The 22,238-nt window shown below is 67.1% G+C and carries 22 protein-coding genes; 14 read left to right on the top strand and 8 right to left on the bottom strand.

The genetic code is table 11. The features are described from left to right. Window positions 1-316 precede the first annotated feature (316 nt). The 5 genes from OH799_RS18980 to OH799_RS18960 all read left to right on the top strand — a co-directional run bounded on the left by OH799_RS18980 (window position 317) and on the right by OH799_RS18960 (window position 5,196). Window positions 317-2,032: an ABC transporter family substrate-binding protein gene (locus OH799_RS18980; protein ID WP_406282272.1), complete on the top strand. Its 1,716-nt coding sequence runs from the start codon at window positions 317-319 to the stop codon at window positions 2,030-2,032. Continuing rightward, window positions 2,014-2,916, top strand: coding sequence for an N-acetyl-1-D-myo-inositol-2-amino-2-deoxy-alpha-D-glucopyranoside deacetylase (mshB, locus tag OH799_RS18975; protein ID WP_406265721.1), 903 nt, complete (start codon window positions 2,014-2,016; stop codon window positions 2,914-2,916). Before OH799_RS18980 ends, mshB begins: the two co-directional genes overlap by 19 nt. Window positions 2,917-3,100: 184 nt before the next feature. Continuing rightward, entirely contained in the window at window positions 3,101-4,570 is a 1,470-nt protein-coding gene (locus tag OH799_RS18970) for an amino acid permease (protein ID WP_406265719.1), read from the top strand. 36 nt (window positions 4,571-4,606) lie between these two features. Beyond that, window positions 4,607-4,765 (top strand): hypothetical protein, encoded by a 159-nt coding sequence (locus OH799_RS18965; RefSeq protein WP_406265716.1) that lies wholly within the window; start codon window positions 4,607-4,609, stop codon window positions 4,763-4,765. Further along, window positions 4,762-5,196 (top strand): hypothetical protein, encoded by a 435-nt coding sequence (locus OH799_RS18960; RefSeq protein ID WP_406265713.1) that lies wholly within the window; start codon window positions 4,762-4,764, stop codon window positions 5,194-5,196. The genes OH799_RS18965 and OH799_RS18960 overlap by 4 nt, the downstream gene beginning before the upstream one ends. 188 nt (window positions 5,197-5,384) lie before the next feature. Here the strand turns inward: OH799_RS18960 and OH799_RS18955 are convergent, their stop codons facing one another. Both OH799_RS18955 and OH799_RS18950 read right to left on the bottom strand, forming a co-directional pair. Further along, a complete protein-coding gene (locus tag OH799_RS18955) occupies window positions 5,385-7,151 on the bottom strand; it encodes a PH domain-containing protein (protein ID WP_406282269.1) in 1,767 nt (588 codons plus the stop codon). 127 nt (window positions 7,152-7,278) lie between these two features. Beyond that, window positions 7,279-7,776 (bottom strand): PH domain-containing protein, encoded by a 498-nt coding sequence (locus tag OH799_RS18950; RefSeq protein ID WP_406265710.1) that lies wholly within the window; start codon window positions 7,774-7,776, stop codon window positions 7,279-7,281. Window positions 7,777-8,229: 453 nt separating this feature from the next. On the opposite strand from OH799_RS18950, the gene cofH reads away from it, so the two are divergent. From cofH to OH799_RS18925, 5 genes are all read left to right on the top strand, one after another. After that, the gene (gene cofH, locus OH799_RS18945) at window positions 8,230-10,983 is read left to right on the top strand and encodes a 5-amino-6-(D-ribitylamino)uracil--L-tyrosine 4-hydroxyphenyl transferase CofH (RefSeq protein WP_406265706.1); all 2,754 of its coding nucleotides are present in this window, start codon (window positions 8,230-8,232) and stop codon (window positions 10,981-10,983) included. Between the two features lie 496 nt (window positions 10,984-11,479). Further along, complete coding sequence (gene fdxA / locus OH799_RS18940; RefSeq protein WP_014987978.1) at window positions 11,480-11,803, top strand: ferredoxin; 324 nt, start codon at window positions 11,480-11,482, stop codon at window positions 11,801-11,803. Further along, complete coding sequence (gene dapC, locus OH799_RS18935; RefSeq protein ID WP_406265702.1) at window positions 11,800-12,921, top strand: succinyldiaminopimelate transaminase; 1,122 nt, start codon at window positions 11,800-11,802, stop codon at window positions 12,919-12,921. Before fdxA ends, dapC begins: the two co-directional genes overlap by 4 nt. Before the next feature lie 68 nt (window positions 12,922-12,989). After that, window positions 12,990-14,624, top strand: coding sequence for an L-glutamate gamma-semialdehyde dehydrogenase (gene pruA / locus OH799_RS18930; RefSeq protein WP_406265699.1), 1,635 nt, complete (start codon window positions 12,990-12,992; stop codon window positions 14,622-14,624). A gap of 52 nt (window positions 14,625-14,676) precedes the next feature. After that, window positions 14,677-15,615, top strand: a complete 939-nt coding sequence (locus tag OH799_RS18925; protein WP_406282267.1) for a proline dehydrogenase family protein — start codon at window positions 14,677-14,679, stop codon at window positions 15,613-15,615. A 68-nt stretch (window positions 15,616-15,683) separates the two neighbouring features. Here OH799_RS18925 and OH799_RS18920 read toward each other — a convergent pair whose 3' ends face one another. Continuing rightward, window positions 15,684-16,547, bottom strand: coding sequence for an oxygenase MpaB family protein (locus tag OH799_RS18920; RefSeq protein ID WP_406265696.1), 864 nt, complete (start codon window positions 16,545-16,547; stop codon window positions 15,684-15,686). A gap of 158 nt (window positions 16,548-16,705) precedes the next feature. Here OH799_RS18920 and OH799_RS18915 point away from each other — a divergent pair, with 158 nt between their 5' ends. Further along, the gene (locus OH799_RS18915; RefSeq protein ID WP_357265207.1) at window positions 16,706-17,338 is read left to right on the top strand and encodes a TetR/AcrR family transcriptional regulator; all 633 of its coding nucleotides are present in this window, start codon (window positions 16,706-16,708) and stop codon (window positions 17,336-17,338) included. A gap of 33 nt (window positions 17,339-17,371) precedes the next feature. Here the strand turns inward: OH799_RS18915 and OH799_RS18910 are convergent, their stop codons facing one another. Both OH799_RS18910 and OH799_RS18905 read right to left on the bottom strand, forming a co-directional pair. Beyond that, entirely contained in the window at window positions 17,372-18,079 is a 708-nt protein-coding gene (locus OH799_RS18910) for a hypothetical protein (protein WP_406265693.1), read from the bottom strand. After that, window positions 18,064-18,390 carry an oxygenase MpaB family protein gene (locus OH799_RS18905; RefSeq protein WP_406265690.1) on the bottom strand — a complete coding sequence of 109 codons (327 nt, stop codon included), beginning with the start codon at window positions 18,388-18,390 and terminating at the stop codon, window positions 18,064-18,066. The genes OH799_RS18910 and OH799_RS18905 overlap by 16 nt, the downstream gene beginning before the upstream one ends. A 79-nt stretch (window positions 18,391-18,469) precedes the next feature. Between OH799_RS18905 and OH799_RS18900 the strand changes: the two genes are divergently transcribed. Together OH799_RS18900 and OH799_RS18895 are read left to right on the top strand one after the other, a co-directional pair. After that, the gene (locus OH799_RS18900; protein WP_406265687.1) at window positions 18,470-19,888 is read left to right on the top strand and encodes an acyl-CoA synthetase; all 1,419 of its coding nucleotides are present in this window, start codon (window positions 18,470-18,472) and stop codon (window positions 19,886-19,888) included. A 53-nt stretch (window positions 19,889-19,941) separates the two neighbouring features. After that, window positions 19,942-20,325, top strand: coding sequence for a PPOX class F420-dependent oxidoreductase (locus OH799_RS18895; protein ID WP_406265684.1), 384 nt, complete (start codon window positions 19,942-19,944; stop codon window positions 20,323-20,325). 502 nt (window positions 20,326-20,827) lie between these two features. On the opposite strand, the gene OH799_RS18890 is transcribed toward OH799_RS18895, so the two are convergent. The 3 genes from OH799_RS18890 to OH799_RS18880 all read right to left on the bottom strand — a co-directional run bounded on the left by OH799_RS18890 (window position 20,828) and on the right by OH799_RS18880 (window position 21,659). Further along, a complete protein-coding gene (locus tag OH799_RS18890) occupies window positions 20,828-20,986 on the bottom strand; it encodes a hypothetical protein (RefSeq protein ID WP_406265681.1) in 159 nt (52 codons plus the stop codon). After that, complete coding sequence (locus tag OH799_RS18885) at window positions 20,983-21,300, bottom strand: hypothetical protein (protein WP_406265678.1); 318 nt, start codon at window positions 21,298-21,300, stop codon at window positions 20,983-20,985. Before OH799_RS18885 ends, OH799_RS18890 begins: the two co-directional genes overlap by 4 nt. Window positions 21,301-21,452: 152 nt before the next feature. After that, window positions 21,453-21,659, bottom strand: a complete 207-nt coding sequence (locus tag OH799_RS18880) for a hypothetical protein (RefSeq protein WP_406265675.1) — start codon at window positions 21,657-21,659, stop codon at window positions 21,453-21,455. Between the two features lie 106 nt (window positions 21,660-21,765). Between OH799_RS18880 and OH799_RS18875 the strand changes: the two genes are divergently transcribed. After that, the gene (locus tag OH799_RS18875) at window positions 21,766-22,212 is read left to right on the top strand and encodes an NUDIX domain-containing protein (RefSeq protein ID WP_406265672.1); all 447 of its coding nucleotides are present in this window, start codon (window positions 21,766-21,768) and stop codon (window positions 22,210-22,212) included. The last annotated feature ends 26 nt before the right edge of the window (window positions 22,213-22,238 follow it).

The raw sequence follows: 22,238 nt of genomic DNA, 5'->3' as shown, positions 1-22,238 counted from the left end.
GCGGCGATGTTCGGGCGCGCGCCGTTCCATCATTGCGCCGTTGCCCCTGCGATTGGTGGGGCGTCGATATCGCATAAGGCACTGGATCTGTGAGCCGAAAGTTTGCCCGAGTATTAAATGTGCAATAGTTTCCGGGCGGAACGACCTCTTCGGTGCGTTCCGCAGGACATATATGGGAGGCGGTATCGCGGTTGATCGGCTGCGATGCCGTGATTCTGCGCGCGGACTCGAACGTGCGGTAGAGTTCCCGAGCGTGAAAGTGGGCGCAGGAAAACGCACAGCGTGGCGCACGTTGTTGCCGACCGTGGCAGTGCTGATGCTGATCAGCAGCTGCGCGGCGAACCCGCCGCCGCCCATCGAGAGCACCGACAGCCCGAAGACCACGCCGGTGAAACCCGCGGAGACGACGGTGGTCGTCGCGCTGGACACCATCGGAACGGCCTTCAATCCGCATCTGCGGTCCGACCAGTCGGCCGCCACCTCCGCGATCGCCTCGCTGGTGCTGCCGAGTCCGTTCCGGCCGGTCCCGAGCCCGACCACGCCGGGGACGACGGCGTGGGTGCCGGACTCGTCTTTGCTGGTTTCCGCCGATGTCACCGCGCAGGAACCTTTCACGATCACCTATCGGCTGCGCAACGAAGCGTCCTGGTCCGACGGGGCGCCGATCGCGGCCGAGGACTTCCGATATCTGTGGCAGGAGATGATCTCGGAACCGGGGGTCGTCGATCCGGCGGCCTATCGGCTCATCTCGGATGTGAACTCGTCGGCTGGTGGCAAGACGGTGACCGTCGTGATGTCGCAGCCCTATCCCGGCTGGCGGGAGCTGTTTACGGATCTGCTGCCCTCGCATCTGTTGAAGGACGCTCCGGGCGGGTTCGCCCGTGGGATGAACGGCCAGGTGAGCGGTGTTCGAGTATCCGGAGGACCGTTCGGGATCCGATCGGCCGACCCAGGACGGGACGAGATGTTGCTGGAACGCAACGACCGCTTCTGGGGTACCCCGGCCATGCCCGGCCAGATTCTGCTGCGCCGCGGCGGCACGACCGCTCAGCTGGCGGGTTCGCTCCGCACCGGCGATGTCCAGATGGCGCTTGTCCACGGCGCCGTGGCGACCCAAGCTCAACTCGGTGCGATTCCCTCGGTGCGGACCGCCATCATGCCGCAGTCGCGGGTGCTGCAACTGGTGCTCAACGGACGCAGAGGCGAACTCGGTGATCCGCGGGTTCGGTCCGGGGTGCTCGCGTTGCTGGACCCAGCGTTGCTGGCGGCGGTCGGTGCGCAGACCGGTAACTGGGTGGAACCGGCGCGCGCCCAAGTGCTCGCACCGTCCGACCCCGGCTATGTCCCGACCGCTCCGCCGAGGCCGTCCGCGGACGAGGCTTTCGCTTTGCTCGCCGCCGCGGGTTTCGGTCGCGCGCCGGAGCCACCGCCGGTGACGTCGCCGACCTCGCCCGCGCCGCAGCCGAGAACGATCGGCAAGGACGGTAAGCCGCTCGCCGTGCGGATCGGCGCGGCCGACAAGGACGCCACCGCGCTCGCCGTGGCCAACACCGCCGCCGACCAATTGCGTAGCGCCGGAATCGACGCGACGGTGCGCAGCGTCGCCGCCGACGAGCTGTACGGCAAGGAATTGATCGACGGCACGGTCGACGCGATCGTCGGCTGGGAGGTGGCCGGTTCCGATCCGGCGACCGTCCTGGCGTCCCGCTACGGCTGTCCACCGCCCGCGCTGCCGGAACTCACCGGAATCGCGCAGGCCATCGCCGAGGCCGCCGCGCGCGCGCCCAGCAACCTCTCCGGTGTATGCGATCCGACCCTGCAGCCCGCGTTCGACGAAGCGCTGCGCGGTGTCGAGGTGGGCCGGGTGCTCGCCGATGCCGAACCCAAGCTGTGGGCCATGGCCACGGTGCTGCCGATCGTGCAGGACAACGCCGTCGCGGTGTCCGGGCCACGGGTGGACGGCGCCTCGCTCAGCGGCGCCATCCAGGTCGGCATCTTCGGCGACGCCTCCATGTGGCGCAGAATTCCGTGACCGCCGCGGCGACGGGCGGACTGCTGCTGGTGCATGCCCACCCCGACGACGAATCCATCACCACCGGAGGCACGATCGCGCACTATCGCCGACTTGGTGTGCCGGTCACCGTGGTGACCTGCACCCTCGGTGAAGAGGGCGAGGTGATCGGCGACGAGTGGGCGCAACTGGTCGCCGATCACGCCGACCAACTCGGCGGATATCGGATCCAGGAGCTGACCCATGCGCTGTCCGCCCTGGGCGCGGCGCCTCCACTGTTCCTCGGCGGTGCAGGGCGCTGGCGCGATTCCGGCATGGCGGGCACCCCCGCGGCGAACAAACCGAGGGTGTTTGTGCGGTCCGGCGACGAGGCGGTGTCGGCCCTCACGGAGCTGGTGCTGGAAGTGCGGCCGCGTGTGGTGGTCGGTTACGACCCGAACGGCGGCTATGGCCATCCCGACCACATACGGGCCCATGAGATCACCACGGCCGCCGTGCACGCCGCTGCGGCCGCGGGCTGGAACACCCCGAAGTTCTACTGGACCGTCACCGACGCCGACATGCTGCGCGTGCACACCGGCGCCCTGGCCAAGCGCACCGTCGACGGGTTGCCCGGCGGGCTGCCGCCGGGCTGGCGGCTGCCCGCGGACGGGGAACTCGCGAGCGTGCCGAGCCACACCGTGACCACGACGATCGACGTCTCCGACGCGCTCGCAGCCAAGCGCGCCGCGCTGCGGGCGCACGCCACCCAGGTCACCGTCGCGCCGTCCGGGCGCGAGTTCGCACTGTCCAACAATGTCGCTCAGCCGGTACTGCCGGAAGAGCACTTCATCCTCGTGCACGGCCGGCGTGGTCCGGTCGGGCCCGACGGCCGTGAGCACGATCTGTTCGCGGGCTTGGACTGACCCAATCACGCCGAGTGAGCAGCGTGCGTTTCAGCTTGTCCGGACAATTCGCGCAGTAACCCCCGCTTTCCGAAGTACCGCCGACCTGCGCGGATTCACACGCTCCGGGTTGCTGTCGCGACGGATCCGCGCGACGGGTACCGTTCCCGTGATCTCGCGATATCGATGTGGAAGGTTCAACTTCATGACAGCGGTCGGCGACAAGGCTCACCTCAGCATCGAGGACCACGGATACCACAAGAGTCTCAAGCCGCGGCAGCTACAGATGATCGCGATCGGCGGCGCCATCGGCACCGGCTTGTTCCTCGGCGCGGGTGGACGGCTCGCCAATGCCGGACCAGGACTGTTCCTGGTCTACGGAGTGTGCGGATTATTCGCCTTCCTCATTCTGCGGGCGCTCGGTGAGCTGGTGTTGCACCGGCCCTCGTCCGGCTCGTTCGTCTCCTACGCACGCGAATTCTTCGGCGAGAAGGCCGCGTTCGTGGCTGGCTGGATGTACTTCTTGAATTGGTCGATGACCGGTATCGCCGACACCACCGCGATCGCGCAGTACTTCCACTACTGGTCCGGGTTCGGCCACATCCCGCAGTGGGTGCTCGCGCTGATCGCGCTGGTCCTCGTGCTCGGCGTCAACCTGATCTCGGTGAAGTGGTTCGGCGAGATGGAGTTCTGGGCCGCGCTGGTGAAGGTGTTCGCGCTCAGCGCGTTCCTGATCGTCGGCACGGTCTTCCTGCTCGGCCGGTTCACCGTGCAGGGCGACTCGACCGGCCCCAGTGTGATCACCGACCACGGCGGCCTGCTACCGACCGGCATCATGCCGCTGGTCGTGGTGGTCTCCGGTGTCGTGTTCGCCTATGCCGCCGTCGAACTGGTCGGGACCGCGGCGGGTGAGACGGAGAACCCGGCCAAGATCATGCCCCGTGCCATCAACTCGGTGATCGCCCGGATCGCGGTCTTCTACGTCGGCTCGCTGGTGCTGCTCGCGCTGCTGCTGCCGTACACGAAGTACACCGCCAAGGAGAGCCCGTTCGTCACCTTCTTCACCATGCTCGGCGTGCCTGGTATCGGCAGCGTGATGAATCTCGTCGTCTTGACCGCCGCGTTCTCCAGTCTGAACGCCGGCCTGTACTCGACCGGACGCATCCTGCGCTCGATGTCGATGAACGGCAGCGCGCCGAAGTTCACCGGCGTGATGGGCCGTAACGGGGTTCCCTATGGCGGCATCCTGCTCACCAGTCTGATCGCGTTGGTCGGCATCGCACTCAACGGCGTCGTCCCGGACAGTGCGTTCGAGATCGTGCTCAACATGGCCTCGCTGGGCATCGTCGCCTCCTGGGCCACCATCGTGCTGTGCCAGCTGCAGCTCTGGCGCTGGTCCACGCAGGGACGCATCGAGCGGCCCGCGTTCCGGATGTTCGGCGCGCCCTACACCGGCCTGCTCACCCTGCTGTTCTTGTTCCTCGTCGTCGTGCTCACCGGATTGGACTATCCGGTGGGGACCTGGACAGTCGCGAGCCTCGCGCTGATCATCCCGGCGCTGATCGTCGGCTGGTTCGCTACCCGTAAACGGGTGCTGGCAATTGCTGAGCAGCGCACGGGATACACCGGCGAGTTCCCGGTCGTCGCGAACATCCCAGTGGACGGAGAGAACTGATCGTGCGCGTGGAAACGCCGGAATAGACTCGGGCCTATGTACAACTGGCAGCTCCAGGACGCGATCGTGGCGTTCGTCGACAGCATGAAGCCGCACTGGCCGGCGCAGCACGACCTGTACATGACAGTGCTGTACGGCTTCGTCGACATGCAAAGCCACCTGCTGACCCTCCTCGGCTATCCGCCGGCACCGTGACAACGAAGGTCGACGATTACGCGGGCGATAGCGCCGCCGTGGAATCCGGTGCGGGTCGAATCCTGGACGCGCTGGCACCGGTGGTCCTCGTTCTCCTGGTCCTGAACGGCCTGATCACCCTGTTTCTCGAGGTCTTGTACCTGCCGACGTATCTCGGAGCGATCGCCTTTCCGCTCTCCGGCGTCCTAGCCGGGGGGGTCAACCTCCTGCTCGTCCTGGGGGCACGTTCGGTTTCCCCTCGCACCGCGGCCATGTTCCTTCCGCTGCTCGCATGGACGCTCGGCTTCCTGATCTGCGCGAGCACCGGCCCGGGTGGCGACATCATGCTCGGCAGTGATTGGCGCACCGTGCTTCTGCTGTTCTGCGGGCTGGTGCCGCCCCTGGCGTACATCTACTTCCGGATCAACTCCGGTCTGTTCCGTAGGAGCTGAGCAGCGGGTTCCTGGAATTCAGGCGAGCTCCACCCCACCGGAGGGCTACGCCGGCGTGGGTGCGCGGGCGTAGGGCGGCGGTCACCACCGGTCCCCGCGTGGAGTGTGCGGGAGGCGATGGCGGCGATACCAGGTTGCCCTGGTGGTCGGCGGTGCTCATGGCCCGGATACCGAGCCGTCCCGGTGGGTCAGCGCGTGCCGAGCTGTCCCGGCGCGACGGCTTCGATGAGTTCCCATGCCGCGTCGAACGGAATATCGACCACCGAATAGCGCTTCTTGCCCGCGGCGGTCGCCGCGACCACCGTGGCGAGTCCGGCACGCCGCTGGAAGAAGGTCTGCCGTACGGTCCAGCCGATCACACCGGGCGCCTCCAAACAGTCCCGCTCTCGATCGAGCGATCCGGAGCGGGTGATCAACCAGGTGGGGGTGGTCGCAGTGGCGGGCAGCACGGTGTGCCCGAGACCGCGGTAGCGGTCCTCCGCCAGCGCGATGGCGATCGGAATGGGCAGGCCGGGTACCAGCCACCACCACGGCGAATAGTCGATTCCCGCAAGGGAAGAGCCGATCAGCACCACCGCCGCTACGACGACCGGAAGGAGCGCGCGGGTATATCGGCGGCGCCGGGCCGCAGGGCCGTGCGACGTCAGCGGCGCGCTACCGGGTGCGCTGTACGATTGTGCGTCGCGGGTGGTGATAGGGCGTTGTGCGGGGGTGCTCAGTGCCGCCTCGAAGAGCGCTTCCGTGCCGACTGCCGGGTTGTTCGGTACCGCATCCGATTGCGTTTCTCGGCCGGTTGTCGGGCCGTTGGGTGCCTTGTCTGATCGCGTTTCTCGGCCGGTTGCCGGGACGTTCGGCGCCGCATCCGACCGTGCCCCCGCGTCGGTGCCCGGACACGACGCGGGCGAGCCGAACTGCCGTGTACCGCTTGCCGCTACTTTCGATGTAGTCGAAAATCCGTTGTCCCGCAGCGCTTTCGGCGCGAGCAGGTGGCTCAGGGTGTGCTCGATGGCGCCGCGCGGGGCCTGGGGCAGGATCTTCTGACGCGGGTTCTCGCCGGTCATGATCGCCTCCAGCTGGGCGGCCGCGGCCAAGCGCAGCAGCAGCGGCTCCTTCACTGTCGCACCGCGCAGCCGGGCCAGGTCGAGCGTGATTTGCCGGGTGGTGAACAGACCGTGGCGTAGTTGCATGGTCTTCCCGTTGTCGGTGACGCGGAGTCCGAAATAGGTGGCCAGGTAGTGCGCGCAGGACGAGACGCTGACCACGATGACGACAGTGAGCAACAGTGCGGCACCGGCAATCGCCAGCACGACGGCGCTGCCGTTCTCGACGTTCCGCACCGCGTCCGACCGGAACACTATTTCGCCGAGCCCGTACTGGAACGCTACGCCCACGATCGGCGCGATGATCGCGAATCCGGTCAGCGACAGCGGCGCGTACCGCACCCACCCCGGCTTCCAGTGTCCGATCTCGTGCGCAGGGGTCCTTGCTGTCGCGAAACCGCCGTCCGCGTTCTCCGGCAGTTCGGTTCGTTCCTCGTCCTGCACCGCCGGCCCCGCGGTGTGCGCGAGCAAGGCCGTGCGCAGCTGCGGCACCACCCGGGCGTTCAGTGCGTCGAGCTTGAACTTCTCCCCCGAATCCGCCTGCTGACCGGTCCCGATCGCCAGCACGGCCAGCCCGAGCACCCGGTGCAGCAGATCCGCCTCGATGTCCACCGACCGGATCCGCGACCTCGGCACGGATAGCTTCTTGCGCTGCACCAACCCGGTCCGCAGCTCGACGTGGGTCGGTCCGACCCGATACGTCGTGGTGAACCAGCGGGTGAGCGCGAATCCCACGATCAGTGTTATCGGGATGATGCTCCACACGTGATTGCCGCTGCTGGTGCCGAGGATCACCGAGCCGATCAGCACCGGGATGAACTTCACCACCTCGGTGATCGGATGGACCAGCAGCATCCGTTTGTCCAGCCGCAGCCATGGCTGGTCGGTCCGCGCGGTTTCGGTCACGACCGTGCCTCGCAGCCACTCGGCTCCGTCGTGCGCGACCGCGCACCGTGTCCTCGGTTCGCTCGCTGACGCTCACTCACGTCGCATCCCCGCGGTGCTGGGCGGCGATCCGGGTCAGGCGCGTCACGGTCTCCTCGGCCAGGGCGAGGTCGAGGGCGCTGATCTGCACGGCGCCGGCGGAGGAGGCCGTGGTCACGGTGACCGTCGCCAGCCCGAGCAGGCGTTCCAGCGGGCCGCGTTCGGTGTCGACGGTCTGCACCCGGGAAATCGGCGCAACCCGGTTCTCCTGGGTGAGCCAGCCGACCCGGGTGTACACCGCATCGTCGGTGACCTCCCAGCGGTGCACCGCGTACCGCCACCACGGCACCACGGCGACGTTCAGCGCGGCCGGCACAAAGGTCACCAGCAAGATCCCGAGTTGCCAACCCCGATGCCCGGAGTCGACCAAGGCCCAGATGATCTGCGCCGCGAACGGGACCGCCCAAGCCAGCGCGGCCTGCACTGTCCACAGGAGCTTCGCCTTCGGGCTGGGGCGCCAGGCCGGATCGGCCATGATTGTGCGCGGCTGCGGCATAACTGCCATGGTTGCACGACCACGCGCCGGTTGGCGCCCGCAAACATCGACAGGTCAGCGTGACGCTGTGCGTCCGCGGGAACAGCCTCTCGGCGAGGGAGCGGCGCCCGTCGTCGCCGATGTCTGTTCCGCTGTACGGCAAAGGATTCGCCTGACAGGTGGGCTCGTCGCAGGGATTGATCACCCCGGACGGCACCAACGACCGACTCCACAGTCGTGGAACGGTCCGTGGAGCAGTGCTCGCCGGGTCCGAGTCGAGGGCTGGCGCGCCGCGCGCTTCGAACACCCGGTGCGGGTCCTCGGAATAGCCGTCGGTGCCGCACAGTTGTCAACGCTCAACGGTGCCGCGCGTCCCGCTCGGGTTCCGTTGTGAGCGGATCCGTCGACCAAGTGGATCGTCGACTTCGCGTCACTCACAAGCACTGGAGGGAGACAGTTCCGGATGTGTAGCGCATGATCGAGGGCGTGACCGACCTACCGAACCCGAGCGTCCCATCCGCACCGCCCAGTACGTCGGCCATGCGCCGGGCGCTGCGCCGGGCCCGCGACGGTGTCACATTGAACGTGGACGAGGCAGCGGTGCTGCTGCACGCGACCGCCGATGACCTGCTGGACCTGTGCCGCAGCGCCGCGCGGGTGCGTGATGCCGGGCTGGCGTCGGCGGGTCGTCCGAAGACGATCAGCTATTCGCGCAACGTCTTCATCCCGCTGACCCGCCTCTGCCGCGACAAGTGTCACTACTGCACTTTCGTCACCGTGCCCGGCAAGCTGCGTGCCGAGGGCAAGGGCATGTTCCTCGAGCCCGAGGAGGTTCTCGATATCGCACGCCGAGGCGCGGCCCTGGGTTGCAAGGAGGCGCTGTTCACGCTCGGTGACCGGCCCGAGGATCGCTGGCCGGAAGCCGCGCAGTGGCTGGATGAGCGCGGGTACGACTCGACGCTGGACTACCTGCGCGCCGTGTCGATCATGGTGCTGGAGGAGACCGGCCTGCTGCCGCACCTGAACCCGGGCGTGATGTCGTGGGAGGAGATCTCGCGGCTCAAGCCGGTGGCGCAGTCGATGGGCATGATGCTGGAGACCACCGCCACCCGGCTGTTCACCGAGAAGGGCAACTGCCATTACGGCAGCCCGGACAAGGATCCCGCGGTGCGGCTGCGCGCCATCACCGATGCGGGTCGGCTTTCCGTGCCCTACACCACCGGCATCCTCGTCGGCATCGGCGAGACGATGGCGGAGCGGGCCGAGTCCATCATGGCGATCCGTAAGCAGCACAAGGCTTTCGGGCACATCCAGGAAGTCATCATCCAGAACTTCCGTGCCAAGGACGACACCGTGATGCGGGATGTGCCGGACGCCGGCATCGACGAGTTCTTGGCCACCGTCGCCGTCACTCGAATCCTGCTGGGTCCGGACGTGCCGGTGCAGGCGCCGCCGAATCTGGTGTCGCACGCCGAGTGCCGTGCGCTGATCGATGCGGGCATCGATGACTGGGGTGGCGTGTCGCCCGTGACGCCGGACCACGTGAACCCGGAGCGGCCGTGGCCGAATCTGGACACGCTGCGGGAGATCACCGAGGCAGCGGGCTATCAGCTGGTCGAGCGGACCTCCGCGCATCCGAAGTATGTGCGCGCGGGCAACCCATGGGTCGATCCACGCATCGGCGCACACGTCGCGGCTCTGACCGATCCGACGACCGGGCTGGCGAACCCGGCCGCGACGCCGGTGGGCCTGCCCTGGCAGGAGCCGGACGAGTCCTGGGAATCCGCCGGACGCGTCGACCTGAACACCTCGATCGACACCGAGGGACGCAACACCGAAAGCCGCAGCGATTCCGCGCTCGGTCCCCGCGGTGTGAGCGACGGGCCCGGAGGCGGGAGCCTGCGTAACCACGAAGGGCCCGCGAACACCGCTGATCAACACAGCGGTGTGAGCGACGGGCCCGGAGGCGGCAGCCTGCATAACCACGAAGAGATCCGTGCAGGCCGCCGATCGGACACGGACATCGTCGGCGCTTTCGGTGACTGGGACACGATCCGCGAGCAGGCGCGTGATCTCGCGGCCGCGACGCCGCAGCGGCTGGACGCCGACGTGCTCGCCGCGCTGCGTGCGGCAGAGCGGGATCCGGCGGGACTGACCGACGCCGAGTATTTGGCTTTGGCCACGGCCGAGGGCCGTGAACTCGACGCGGTGGCCGCGCTGGCAGATCAGCTGCGCCGCGACACCGTGGGTGACGAGGTCACCTACGTGGTGAACCGGAATATCAACTTCACCAACATCTGCTACACCGGCTGCCGGTTCTGCGCGTTCGCCCAGCGCAAGGGCGATGCGGACGCATTCACCCTCAGCGTGGACGATGTCGCCGATCGAGCATGGGAGGCGCACGTCGACGGCGCCACCGAGGTATGCATGCAGGGTGGCATCGACCCGGATCTGCCGGTCACCGGGTATGCCGATCTGGTGCGGGCGGTCAAACGGCGGGTGCCGTCGATGCATGTGCACGCGTTCAGCCCGATGGAAATCGTGAACGGCGCTTCCCGCGGCGGGCAAAGCATCCGAGACTGGTTGGTCGCGCTGAAGGAGGCCGGCCTGGACACCATCCCCGGTACCGCCGCGGAGATCCTGGACGACGAGGTTCGCTGGGTGCTCACCAAGGGCAAACTGCCCTCCTCGGCCTGGATCGAGGTGATCACCACCGCCCACCAGGTGGGTCTGCGTTCCAGCTCCACGATGATGTACGGCCACGTGGACAATCCGAAGCACTGGGTCGGCCACCTGCGTGTACTGCGCGGAATCCAGGACGAGACCGGCGGGTTCACCGAGTTCGTGCTGCTGCCGTTCGTGCACCAGAGTGCGCCGCTATACCTGGCGGGCGCCGCGCGGCCGGGGCCGACGAACCGGGACAATCGGGCCGCGCACGCACTCTCGCGGATCATGCTGCATGGTCGAATCCCCAATATCCAGACCAGCTGGGTCAAACTCGGCACCACCGGCACCAGGGTCATGCTCAACAGCGGCGCCAATGATCTCGGCGGTACGTTGATGGAGGAAACCATCTCCAGAATGGCCGGCTCACAGCATGGGTCCGCCAAGACCGTCGCCGACCTGGTCGAGATCGCCTCGGGTATCGGGCGTCCGGCCCGCGAGCGGACCACCACCTACGGTGTGCCGAAGCACAAGATGTCGGCGCTACCATTGACGGTGGGATAATGCCGACGGGCCGTGCTCCGTCGTGATTGCGTTGCTCGGCCACCCGGTCATCGCGCCGGTCACCCGGCCCTGGACCTACGGTTGCTGGCACGCCGTCGTATGGGGTGGCCCCATCAACGCGGGCCGCCCGGGATTCCGAACGCAACAAGTGGTTTCGTGAGCACATGGGTAACTCACCGGGTACGCCCAGAACTGAGGCGGTACCGAACACGGGACCTGAACGAAAATCCCGTGTCGTCCCACTGGTACGGCCTGAAGATCCGGAGAGGCGGGGGCACATGGGTAACTCACCGGGAACGCCCGGAACTCGAACGGCGCTCAACGCAGGACCTGAACGCAAATCCCGCGCTACCCAACTGGTACCGCCTGAAGACCCGGAGAGGCGGAACAGGCTGCCGCTATTAGGGCAGACTTACCAGTAGTAGCGTGGGGTGCCGGGATAGGGTTTCGCCGGGCGGACTATCCCGCAGGGCGAGGACAGACTAGGAGAGCGGCAGTGCCGTACATCATCGCTGAACCGTGCGTTGACGTGAAGGACAAGGCATGCATCGAGGAATGCCCCGTGGATTGCATCTACGAGGGTGGTCGCATGCTGTACATCCATCCCGACGAGTGCGTGGACTGTGGTGCATGTGAGCCGGTGTGCCCGGTGGAGGCGATCTTCTACGAAGACGACACCCCGGACCAGTGGAGCGGATACGTGAACGCCAACGTCGACTTCTTCGACGAGCTGGGCTCGCCGGGCGGCGCGACGAAGGTCGGCAAGGTCGATTACGATCCACCGTTCATCAAGGAACTGCCTCCGATGGCGAGTGAATGAGATCTGACGTGTCACCGCGTGGCCGGGTCAGCAGTCTGCTGCCCGATTTTCCCTGGGACACCATCGCTTCGGTGAAGGCGAAGGCGGCGGCCCATCCCGACGGGATCGTCGATCTGTCCGTCGGTACCCCCGTCGACCCTGTCGACCCGGTGATTCGGACGGCATTGAGTTCGGTCGCCGAGGTGCCCGGGTATCCGACCACGCACGGCACACCCGAACTCCGCACGGCCGCGGTCGACGCGCTGAAGCGGCGTTACGGGATCACCGGTCTCGACCCGGCGGCGGTGCTGCCCGCGATCGGCACCAAGGAGCTGATCGCGGGAATGCCCCGCCTGCTCGGTTTCGGCGTGGGTGACCTGGTGGTCATCCCCGAGGTCGCCTACCCCACCTACGAGGTGGGCGCGCTGCTGGCGGGCGCGCTGGTGCTGCGTGCCGACGGACTGACCCGGCTCGGACCGCAGACGCCCGCGCTGATCTTCGTAAACTCCCCGTCCAACCCGACCGGCCGCGTGCTCGGCGTCGACCACTTGCGCAAAGTAGTGGCCTTCGCCCGTGAGCGCGGAGCGATCGTGGCGTCCGACGAGTGCTACCTGGGCCTGTCCTGGGAGGGCCGTGCCGTATCGCTCCTGGACCCCGAGGTGTCCGAGGGTGACCACACCAACCTGCTCGCGGTGCATTCGCTGTCCAAGACCTCCAATCTCGCCAGCTACCGCGCCGGTTTCGTGGCGGGGGATCCCGCCCTCGTCGCCGAGCTGCTCGAGGTGCGCAAACACGCGGGCATGATGGTGCCGTTCCCGATCCAGGCGGCGATGACGGCCGCGCTCAGCGACGACGCGCACGAGGCGCGGCAGCGTGAGCGGTATCGGGCACGTCGTGACGTATTGCGGAAGGCACTTGTGGAGGCGGGTTTCCGGATCGATCACTCGGAGGCGGGCCTGTATCTGTGGTCGACCCGCGGCGAACCGTGCCGGACCACATTGGATTGGCTGGCCGACCGCGGCATCCTCGCCGCGCCGGGCGACTTCTACGGCCCCAGCTCAGGTGCGCACGTGCGGATCGCGCTGACCGCGACCGACGAGCGCGTCGCCACGGCTGCCGAACGGCTCAGCGCGGGCTGAAAGGCCTGGTACGCGAACCGCCACTGACGCAACGCACGCGCTGCGTCGGGCGAGCTAGCCTGAAGTGTATGGACGCTGTCACGGTTGTCCCCACGCCCGGCAACGAGCCGGTGCACTCCTACGCGCCGAGGAGCCCCGAGCGGGAGCTACTGCTCGGCAAACTTGCCGAGTTGTACGCCGAACCCGTCGACGTGCCGCTGGTGATCGGCGGCAAGCACCGGCCGGGGATCGGCGAACGGCACGACATCGTCGCGCCGCATCGCCGCAGGCACGTGCTGGGGACCTACACCGACACCACTCACTCGGAAGCACATGGAGCCATCGATGCCGCGATGGCGGCCGCGCCTGGTTGGCGGGCGATGCCCTTCGAGGAACGCGCCGCGGTCCTGTTGCGCGCGGCCGACCTGCTGGCCGGGCCGTGGCGGGAGACCGTCGCCGCGGCCACCATGCTCGGCCAGTCGAAATCGGTTCAGCAGGCCGAGATCGACGCGCCCTGTGAGCTGGTCGACTTCTGGCGGTTCAATGTCGCTTTCGCGCGCGGAATCCTGGAGCAGCAGCCACAGTCCAGCGCCGGGGTGTGGAACCGCATGGACTATCGGCCGCTCGAGGGGTTCGTCTACGCCATCACGCCGTTCAACTTCACCGCGATCGCAGGGAACCTGCCGACCGCACCCGCGCTGATGGGTAACACCGTGGTGTGGAAACCTTCGCCCACACAGACGTTGTCGGCCTTCTACACGATGCGGTTGCTGGAGGCGGCGGGCCTGCCTCCGGGTGTGATCAACATGGTGACCGGCGACGGCGTGCAGCTGTCCGAGGTGGCGCTGGCCGATCCCCGGCTGGCAGGCATCCACTTCACCGGTTCCACGAAGACATTCCAGTACCTGTGGCAGCAGGTCGGCGCGAATATCCGCCGCTACCATGGCTATCCGCGCCTGGTCGGGGAGACCGGCGGCAAGGACTTCATCGTCGCCCACTCCTCCGCCGAGCCGGATGCGTTGCGCACCGCCTTGATTCGCGGGGCTTACGAGTACCAGGGCCAGAAATGTTCGGCGGCCTCGCGCGCCTACATCGCCCGTTCGGTGTGGCGCGAGATCGGCGACGACTTCCTGCACCAGACCGACCAGCTGAGCTACGGCGACGTCGCGGATCTGTCCAATTTCGGCGGGGCCCTGATCGATCGGCGCGCGTTCGACAAGAGTGCGGCGGCGATCCGGCGGGCGAGGGAAGCGGGCATCACCATCCCGATCGGCGGCACCTACGACGACAGCGAAGGCTGGTTCGTCCGGCCGACCGTGTTGGTGGTGGACAATCCGCACGACGAGTCGTTCGCCACCGAGTACTTCGGACCCATCCTCGCGGTGTACGTCTACGACGACGCCGAACCCGGCTCCTACAGCGCGATTCTCGCCGAGGTCGAGTCGGCGGCGCCGTACGCGCTGACCGGCGCGGTGTTCGCGCAGGACCGCTACGCGATCGAACAGGCCGACGCCGCACTGCGATTCGCGGCGGGCAATTTCTACGTCAACGACAAGCCGACCGGCGCGGTGGTGGGTCAGCAGCCGTTCGGCGGTGCGCGCGCCTCCGGCACCGACGACAAGGCCGGCTCGCCGCTGAACCTGCTGCGCTGGGTCGCGCCGCGCACGATCAAGGAAACCTTCGTTCCGCCGGTGGACTACCGCTACCCGCATATGGGGGCATGATGCGCGGCGCGTCGGCGGACGGGAAGGTGGTGCGGTGAATCCGCTGCGGCCCATGATCCTGGCCGCGTCGTCATCGCCGCGGATGAAACGGCTGCTCACCAGGTTCCCGATCACCGCGGAGATCGTGCGCCGCTTCGTTGCGGGTGAGACGAGGAGCGAGCTTCTCGGTGTCGCTGCCGGATTGCTGGCCGGTGGCCGGATGGTCAGCGTGGACTTTCTCGGCGAGAACACCACCGACCGGGCACAGGCGGAGGCCACGGTCGCCGAATACCGTGCGCTGATCCGAGATCTGGCCGCGCTGGACCGGCCTGCGCTGCCCGGCATCATGGCTACACCTGTGGAGGTCTCGGTGAAGCTGTCGGCGCTCGGTCAGGCGCTCCCCGCCGACGGACCCGCCGTCGCGACCGAAAACCTGCGCGTCCTGTCTACCGAGGCCGAGCGTGCAGGGGTGTGGGTGACCGTCGACGCGGAGGACCGCTCGACCACCGACGCCACATTGGCGGCGGTGCGCGAACTGCGTGCCGAGTTCCCCTGGCTCGGCGCGGTGCTCCAGTCCTATCTGCACCGCACCGAGGCGGACTGCCGCGGGTTCACGCGCGCAGGATCGCGAATCCGACTGTGCAAGGGTGCTTATCGGGAGCCGCGGGAGGTGGCGTTCCAGCGTGCGGGCGAGGTGACGGAATCCTTCCTGCGCTGTCTGGATATCCTGATGCGGGGGGAAGGCTATCCGATGGTGGCCTCGCACGATCCGATATCGATCGCCGCTACCGAGCGGATGGTCGCCGAATATCGCCGTGGCCCAAGCCGATTCGAGTATCAGATGTTGTACGGGATACGGAACGGCGAGCAGCTGCGGCTGGCGTGCGAGGGCCGGGCGGTGCGGGTCTACGTGCCCTACGGCCGCCAGTGGTACGGCTATCTGACCCGACGGCTGGCGGAACGGCCCGCGAATCTCACATTCTTCCTGCGCGCTGTGACTCATAATTCGTGACAGCACCGGAAAGTGGGCAGGGCAGATGCCCTGCCCACCTACCCTCTGGTGTAACGTATCCGACTTTTCTACACCAGTGGTCTACCCAGGCGAAGACGCCTTCTCAGGTCGAAAAGATACGCGTTCAGCGGGAACATCCGTGCTTGTTTGGGCAAACAGGTGTGTATCGCAGTGATGGCCCGCAGCACTCGATCGAATCGGTGCTGGTCGCGTTCAGTCCAGGACATGGCCATCTCGTCGCGCAAGTGTTGTGGGAGAAGGCCGGTAACGAAGAAGCGCTGCAGCCTCGCGAAGGCGAACCGGACCGGGCGCGGCACCATCTTCAGATCGATCAGATCGTCGAAGTAGTCCCGGAGCTCGGGCTCGATGCTGCGCTGTGCCAGGTGTTCGTCCCAATACCGCTGGAACTCCGCACGATTCGCGGGCCACATCTCGGGCCGCATCTGCAGTGTTGTCCCGAACCGCGCGCCGTAGCGGTAGAAGGCGTCGGCGGTGGCGGGGTCCATCGGGCCGTGCATTCGGGTGTAGAGGTCTTCGATGCCCCAGTACAGGCAGGCGGCGACCCATAGTTGCAAGTTCGGGTCGAAGGCGTTGTATTGCACCGGGCTCGCCGGAGTGGAGTGCACCGGGCGGTGCGACACGTTGACCGCGTCGCGGTAGGCGGCGCGTTCCTCGTCCGAACCCATCAGTGCGACCGCGATGTAGGTCAGCGTGGTGCGCAGCCGCTTGATCGGGTGCAGGGTGACCTTGCCGCTGTCGACGGTGCTCTCCAGGACGCCGCGTCCGACCGGCCGCAAGCTCAGCTGCATGATCACATTGGCGGTGCCGCCGAGGAAAGGGGCGATTCCGTCCACATACTCTCGAGCGGTTTCCGGGGTGAGGGTCTGACTCGAGTCCGGCTCGTTCTCGGACGCGGGCAGCGGGGCGGTCATCGTCGACCTCGTCTTTCTGTGTCCGCCCGCTCGCCGCGGAGTGGACGGTGAGAAGATTGCTACGCCACTCTCTCATTGCTTCTAGGGGGTGTCAACCGCGATGATGGTATGCGATGCTGGCAATATCATCGTTTCGCCGATGCGGATAGGGTGGAGGCATGGCGAGGCTGACCAGACTGCTGCCGCTGGTCCGCGGCGCGGCTCCGGAGGACCGCAACCAGGCGCGGGTGCTGGACGCGGCGTTGCTGGCATTTCTGGATTTCGGTATCAAGCGCACCAGCATGGTCGAGGTCGCGCGCCGCTGCGGGTTGTCGCTGGCCACGCTGTACCGGCGTTTCGCGAGCAAGTCCGATCTGATCAAGGCCGTCGGGCTGCGACAGACCCGCGAGTTCATCGGGGAGGTCGATGCCGCGCTGCAACGGCAGCTCGATCGGGACGCCGGCGCGGAGGATCAAATCGTCGAGCTGTTCGCCGCGTTCATCACCGGCCTGCGCGGCAACCAGCTGATCCACCGGCTACTGGCGACCGAGCCGGAACTCGTGTTGCCCTACTTGACCACCGAGGGCGCCCCGGTCATCGAACTCGGCCGGGACTATCTCGCCGAGTTCATCACGCGGCTGCAGCAGGAAGGCAAACTGCCGGAATACGATCCGGAGCCCTTGGCGGAAATGATCGCCCGAACGGCGCTTTCCCTGGCGTTGACGCCGCAGACCGTGATCCCACTCGGTGACGACGCGGCCATCCGGCAGTTCGCTCGGGACCATGTGGTGGTGTCATTCCGGGTGCGGTAGCGGTCCCGAGGGGCGGACTGCCGCGTGAACCGCTCAGCGTAAGGACATCAGACCAGCGGCGATCGCCGGAAGTGCGGCGAGGACGTCGGCGGTCTGCTCGGCAGCGGTGCCGCGAGTGTGCGCGGTGACCGCGAAACCTGGACCGTAGGACGCTGACGCGACCTCGGACGCACCGAAATCGGACCAGCCCCATTTCGTCCCGAGCACCAAAGGCAATTGCGCGGTGCCCCAATCCTGTCCGGTGCCGCGGGCGGTCGATCCCGCGGAGGCCATCCAATCGAAGATCGGCGACCCTGGATCGGTGCGCAGTTTGCTCGCGAGAAAATCGGACACATCCGCTGCGCTTGTCGTCCCGGCGCCCCAGTCCGCGCCGGGACGGGTCTCGGTGAGGCCGTATTCGTTCGCGACGGCGCCGACGGCCTCCGGATACTTGGCCGCCATCAGGCTCGCCGCGCCGTCGTCGGAATAGCGGATCATCCGTTCGGCGAGATCGCGGTCGCTCGCCGAGCCGTCGCCGTGCCGCAACGCGTAGTCGGCCAGATAGAGCTTGATCAGCGACAGGGCCGAGCGCTGCTCGTGTTCGTTCGCGCTGCCCCATCCGATGCCGACGACGGTGCGTATGGAGATTGCCGTGCGGGGCGGTGCGGCGGCTTCGCTGGGCTCCGCGTTCGCGACCGGCGCGACCAATGCGAGGCAAGTGCCTACCGCCAAGAGCGTGATCGCCGTCATTCGATAGCCCATAGTTCTCTCCTGGCTCGTTTTGGTGCGGCATCAGTTGGTGTTCTTCGAGATAACACTGGTGCAGGCATCATAGTGCGGTACGGCACGTGGATGCTGAATGATTGCCGGTAGGTCGCGCGCTCCTCGTCGCTGCCGAGCATCGCCACGGAAAGGTGGGTGAGTGTGGTCCGCAGCCGTTTGATCGGGTGCAGCATGACCTTGCCGCCGGCGACCGTGCTCTCCACTACGCCGTAGCCGACCGGTGGGGCGCTGAGCTGCATGATGACGTTCGCGGTGCCACCGAGGAAACCGGCGATGCCATCGGGTGTCAACCGTCACAGCCGTAGGTCGCGCGCGGCGCTCGGCCGGATGTCGTGACAGTGCGCGGGGTCGGCGCAGTAGCGTGGTCGAATGTCGTTCGGTCCGCCCCTGCTGCTCAGTTCCCTTGATCCGCTCGCCGTCGCAGGCGGAGCGGACATTCCGAATGCCGTGACGATCGACGGTGCGGCACTGTCGCGCAGCGACCTGCTCGGCGCGGCGACCTCGGTGGCCGAGCGTGTCGCCAGGGCGGAGCGCGTCGCGGTGCTGGCCGAGCCGACCGTCACCACCGTGCTCGCGGTGGTCGGCTGCCTGATCGCGGGCGTGACGGTGGTACCAGTGCCGCCGGACTCGGGCACCGCCGAGCTGGCGCACATTCTCGCCGACTCAGGCGCGCAGGCCTGGCTCGGAAAGGCGCCGGAGAACACCGCGCTGCCCGTGGTCCCGGTGCGGCGGCATGCCAGGTCCTGGCACACATACCCCGAACCCGATCCCGCGACATCGGCTTTCGTGCTCTACACCTCGGGAACCACCGGCCTTCCCAAGGGGGTCGTGCTCAATCGCGGCGCCGTGGCGGCGGGTCTGGACGCGCTCGCCGACGCCTGGGCATGGACCGCGAAAGACGTTCTGGTGCATGGTCTTCCGTTGTTCCACGTGCACGGGTTGATTCTCGGTGTGCTCGGCCCGCTGCGCGTGGGCAGCCCGCTGGTGCACACCGGCAAACCGACCCCGGCCGCGTACGCCTCGGCCAAGGGCTCGCTCTACTTCGGCGTGCCCACCGTATGGTCGCGAATGGTCGACGACCCGGACGCGGCAAAGCAATTGGCCGGCGCCAGGCTGTTGATCTCCGGCAGCGCGCCGCTGCCGGTGCCGGTCTTCGAAAAGCTGCGCGAACTCACCGGGCATGCGCCGATCGAGCGCTACGGCATGAGTGAAACCATGATCACCCTGTCCACCCGGGCCGACGGCGAGCGCAGGCCCGGCTGGGTCGGCACGCCGGTGCGCGGCGTGCGGACCCGGCTCAGAGACGAGGACGGCGCCACGGTGCCGCACGACGGCCAGAGTATCGGCGGCCTCCAAGTGAGCGGCCGTATGCTGTTCGACGGCTATTTGAACCGGCCGGAGGTGACCGCCGAGAGTTGGACCAACGACGGCTGGTTCAAAACCGGTGACGTCGCCGCCATCGATCCGGACGGCTTCCATCGCATTGTCGGCCGGGAATCGGTGGACCTCATCAAGTCCGGCGGCTATCGCGTCGGGGCGGGCGAGGTGGAAACCGTGCTGCTCGGGCACCCCGCGGTCGCGGAGGTCGCGGTGGTAGGGCTGCCCGACGATGATCTCGGCCAGCGCATCACCGCCTTCGTCGTGCTGCGCGACAGCGCAACAGAGCGCGCACTGATCGACCATGTCGCCGAGCAGCTTTCGGTGCACAAGCGCCCGCGCGAGATTCGGGTGGTGGACACGCTGCCGCGCAACGCGATGGGCAAGGTGCAGAAGAAGCTGCTCGGCTGAGCGCGCACCGCGGGGTTGACCTCGAGTTAGGTAGAGGTTCTACGGTCGCGGGTATGACATCGACCTTCACGCCCGAACAGATCGACTACCTGCGCACCCAGCGCCTCGGCCGCCTGGCCACTGTCCGGCCCGACGGCACGCCGCAGAACAACCCGGTCGGTTTTCACTACAACGCCGAGTTCGGCACCATCGATATCGCCGGCTGGAACATGGGCGCCTCGTATAAATTCCGCAATCTCGCCACCAACGACCATGTCGCCTTCGTCGTCGACGACGTCGCCTCGATCCAACCCTGGCGCGTCCGCTGCCTCGAAATCCGCGGCAGCGCCGAAGCGCTGACCGACATAGACCCCTACATCTCCGGCGTCTCCCGCCAAATGATCCGCATCCACCCCCACCGCATCATCGCCTTCGGCCTCGCCGCCGACGCCGCCTAGTGGGCACAGTCGGACGAAGCTGTCTCAAGCCCCGCGCCGGCCGGGTGAAGGCGAGGCAGCCGCCCCGAATCACCCGGCGCCGTCGCGCGGTTGGTGCGGATCTGGGCTCGAGAACCGTCCCGCGCGGATCGATCCGCAATCCCAACGCACCAACTGATTTCGCAAGCACATGGGTAACTCCATGTACTCACATCGGCTTAGCTTACGGCTGGTGCTGTTGTCAAGAACAAACAGGGTTGGGTGCGCTTGACGCCGTGAACCCCTGACCTGTGGATATGCCGTGCGTTCGCCTCTTCGTGTACCGATAGTGATCGGTAGCGTTGGGGTCCGCGAACGTGGTTGGGCGACGTCAGCCATTAAATGGCAGGTTTGATGACAAGCTACAACGGTTGGGCAGCAACCACACCGCGCGCCGGTCGGAGGACTGGGACTATCTCGTGGCCACCCTGTCGCAGGCACGCCTCCGGAGGCGCGCCCTGGACGGGCTGGAGCCCATGTGCCCTCACGCGGGTTTGGGAGGGTTGAGGCTGGCGAGTCCAGCGATCACCTTGGCCAGAGTTGCCGCGTCTCGCTTGTACGTGGAACTCGGCGCCAACTCGATGGGCGGACCGGTGAAGGGGTCACGCTTGGGCAGCAGCGATTGCTCGTGGGGAATGTTCATAGGATCGTCCTGCTGGGGGTGCGGCGGTTGTTGGCGGTGAGGACATACATCGCAACCGTCTTGGCTGGGCACAGCCAGGGCGGGCACGCGACGTGTATCTGCTGGACCCGATGGGCATCAGCGACTGACATCGGTTCATCCGGCGCGGAGTGGTCGAGTGGCGCAAGCTCGGCCAGCTGAAAGTTCCGGCGACGGCGGCGGACGACGCGAAGACAGCTGGGCTCCAGATTGTGGGGGGAAACGGGCAGGATGCTGGCAAGCAGCGCGACGGTGCCGCCCGCGAGCGCGAGGATGCAGATAGATGCCCAGAACATCTCATTTTCCTTCCGTCGGATCATCGGTGATCGTCAAGAGGCCGCAGTCGGCCAGGTCCTGAATGGCGTGGTAGAGGTCAAACAGCGGCAGCAGGTCCATGGGTTCGGTGTCGGCTCGATGTGGGTCGGGCAGGTTTGTCGGATCCATCCCGTCATTCCCCTGTCCGGTGACGGCCGGAGGGGATAGAGGCGTTCATTCGGCGGTAGCCGGTGCGGTGCCCTTCTGGTATGCGCGCGTCGCGGCGGCCGAGGCTGGCCGCCTCCCAGACGGTGGCCACGGCACGGACGTGTTCCGGGGTGCTGCGGGGCAATATCCGCAGCTGGCTACTGCGCTTGTAGCGCGTTGGTTGGGTCGTCATTGGGACTCCGGGTGCGATATGCGTCGGGCGCATAGTCATTTGGTGGTGATTGGCCTACGGTCGGCCTCGCGCTCAGGTCGGGCGCATCGAGAGAACGGGGTTGGAGATGGCTGTGGCCAGCGTCGAGCGGCACAAACTGATCGGGGACGTGCACCTGCTGCTCACCGACGAACAGGGACGGATCTTGTTCGGTCGGCGCGCCAATACGGGTTTCGCAGACGGTGCCTACCACCCGCCGTCGGGGCATCTCGAGGCCGATGAGTCCGTGGTCGACGCGCTGGTGCGGGAAGCGGCCGAGGAGATCGGTGTCGAGATCGCGCCGGGTGATGTCGAGTTCGTGCACGTCATGCACAACTCCTCATCTGGTGGCCGGGTGGCGTTCTTCTTCCGGGTCGCTCGATGGCAGGGTGTGCCGGACAACCGTGAGCCGGACAAGTGCGACTCGTTGGAGTGGTTCGCGGTCGACGCGTTGCCGGACGAGATGATTCCGTACTGCCGAGAAGCGTTGGATCGCATCGCTTCCGGGGACACCATCTCGCTGTACGGCTGGTAGTGGTCACGGTGGGGGCGCCGCCTCTC

Origin of the sequence: Nocardia sp. NBC_00881, assembly GCF_045207455.1 — a bacterium.
Classification (GTDB): Bacteria; Actinomycetota; Actinomycetes; order Mycobacteriales; family Mycobacteriaceae; genus Nocardia.
The sequence above is the reverse complement of the archived record's forward strand: the minus strand, read 5'-3'. Positions and strand labels throughout refer to the sequence as shown.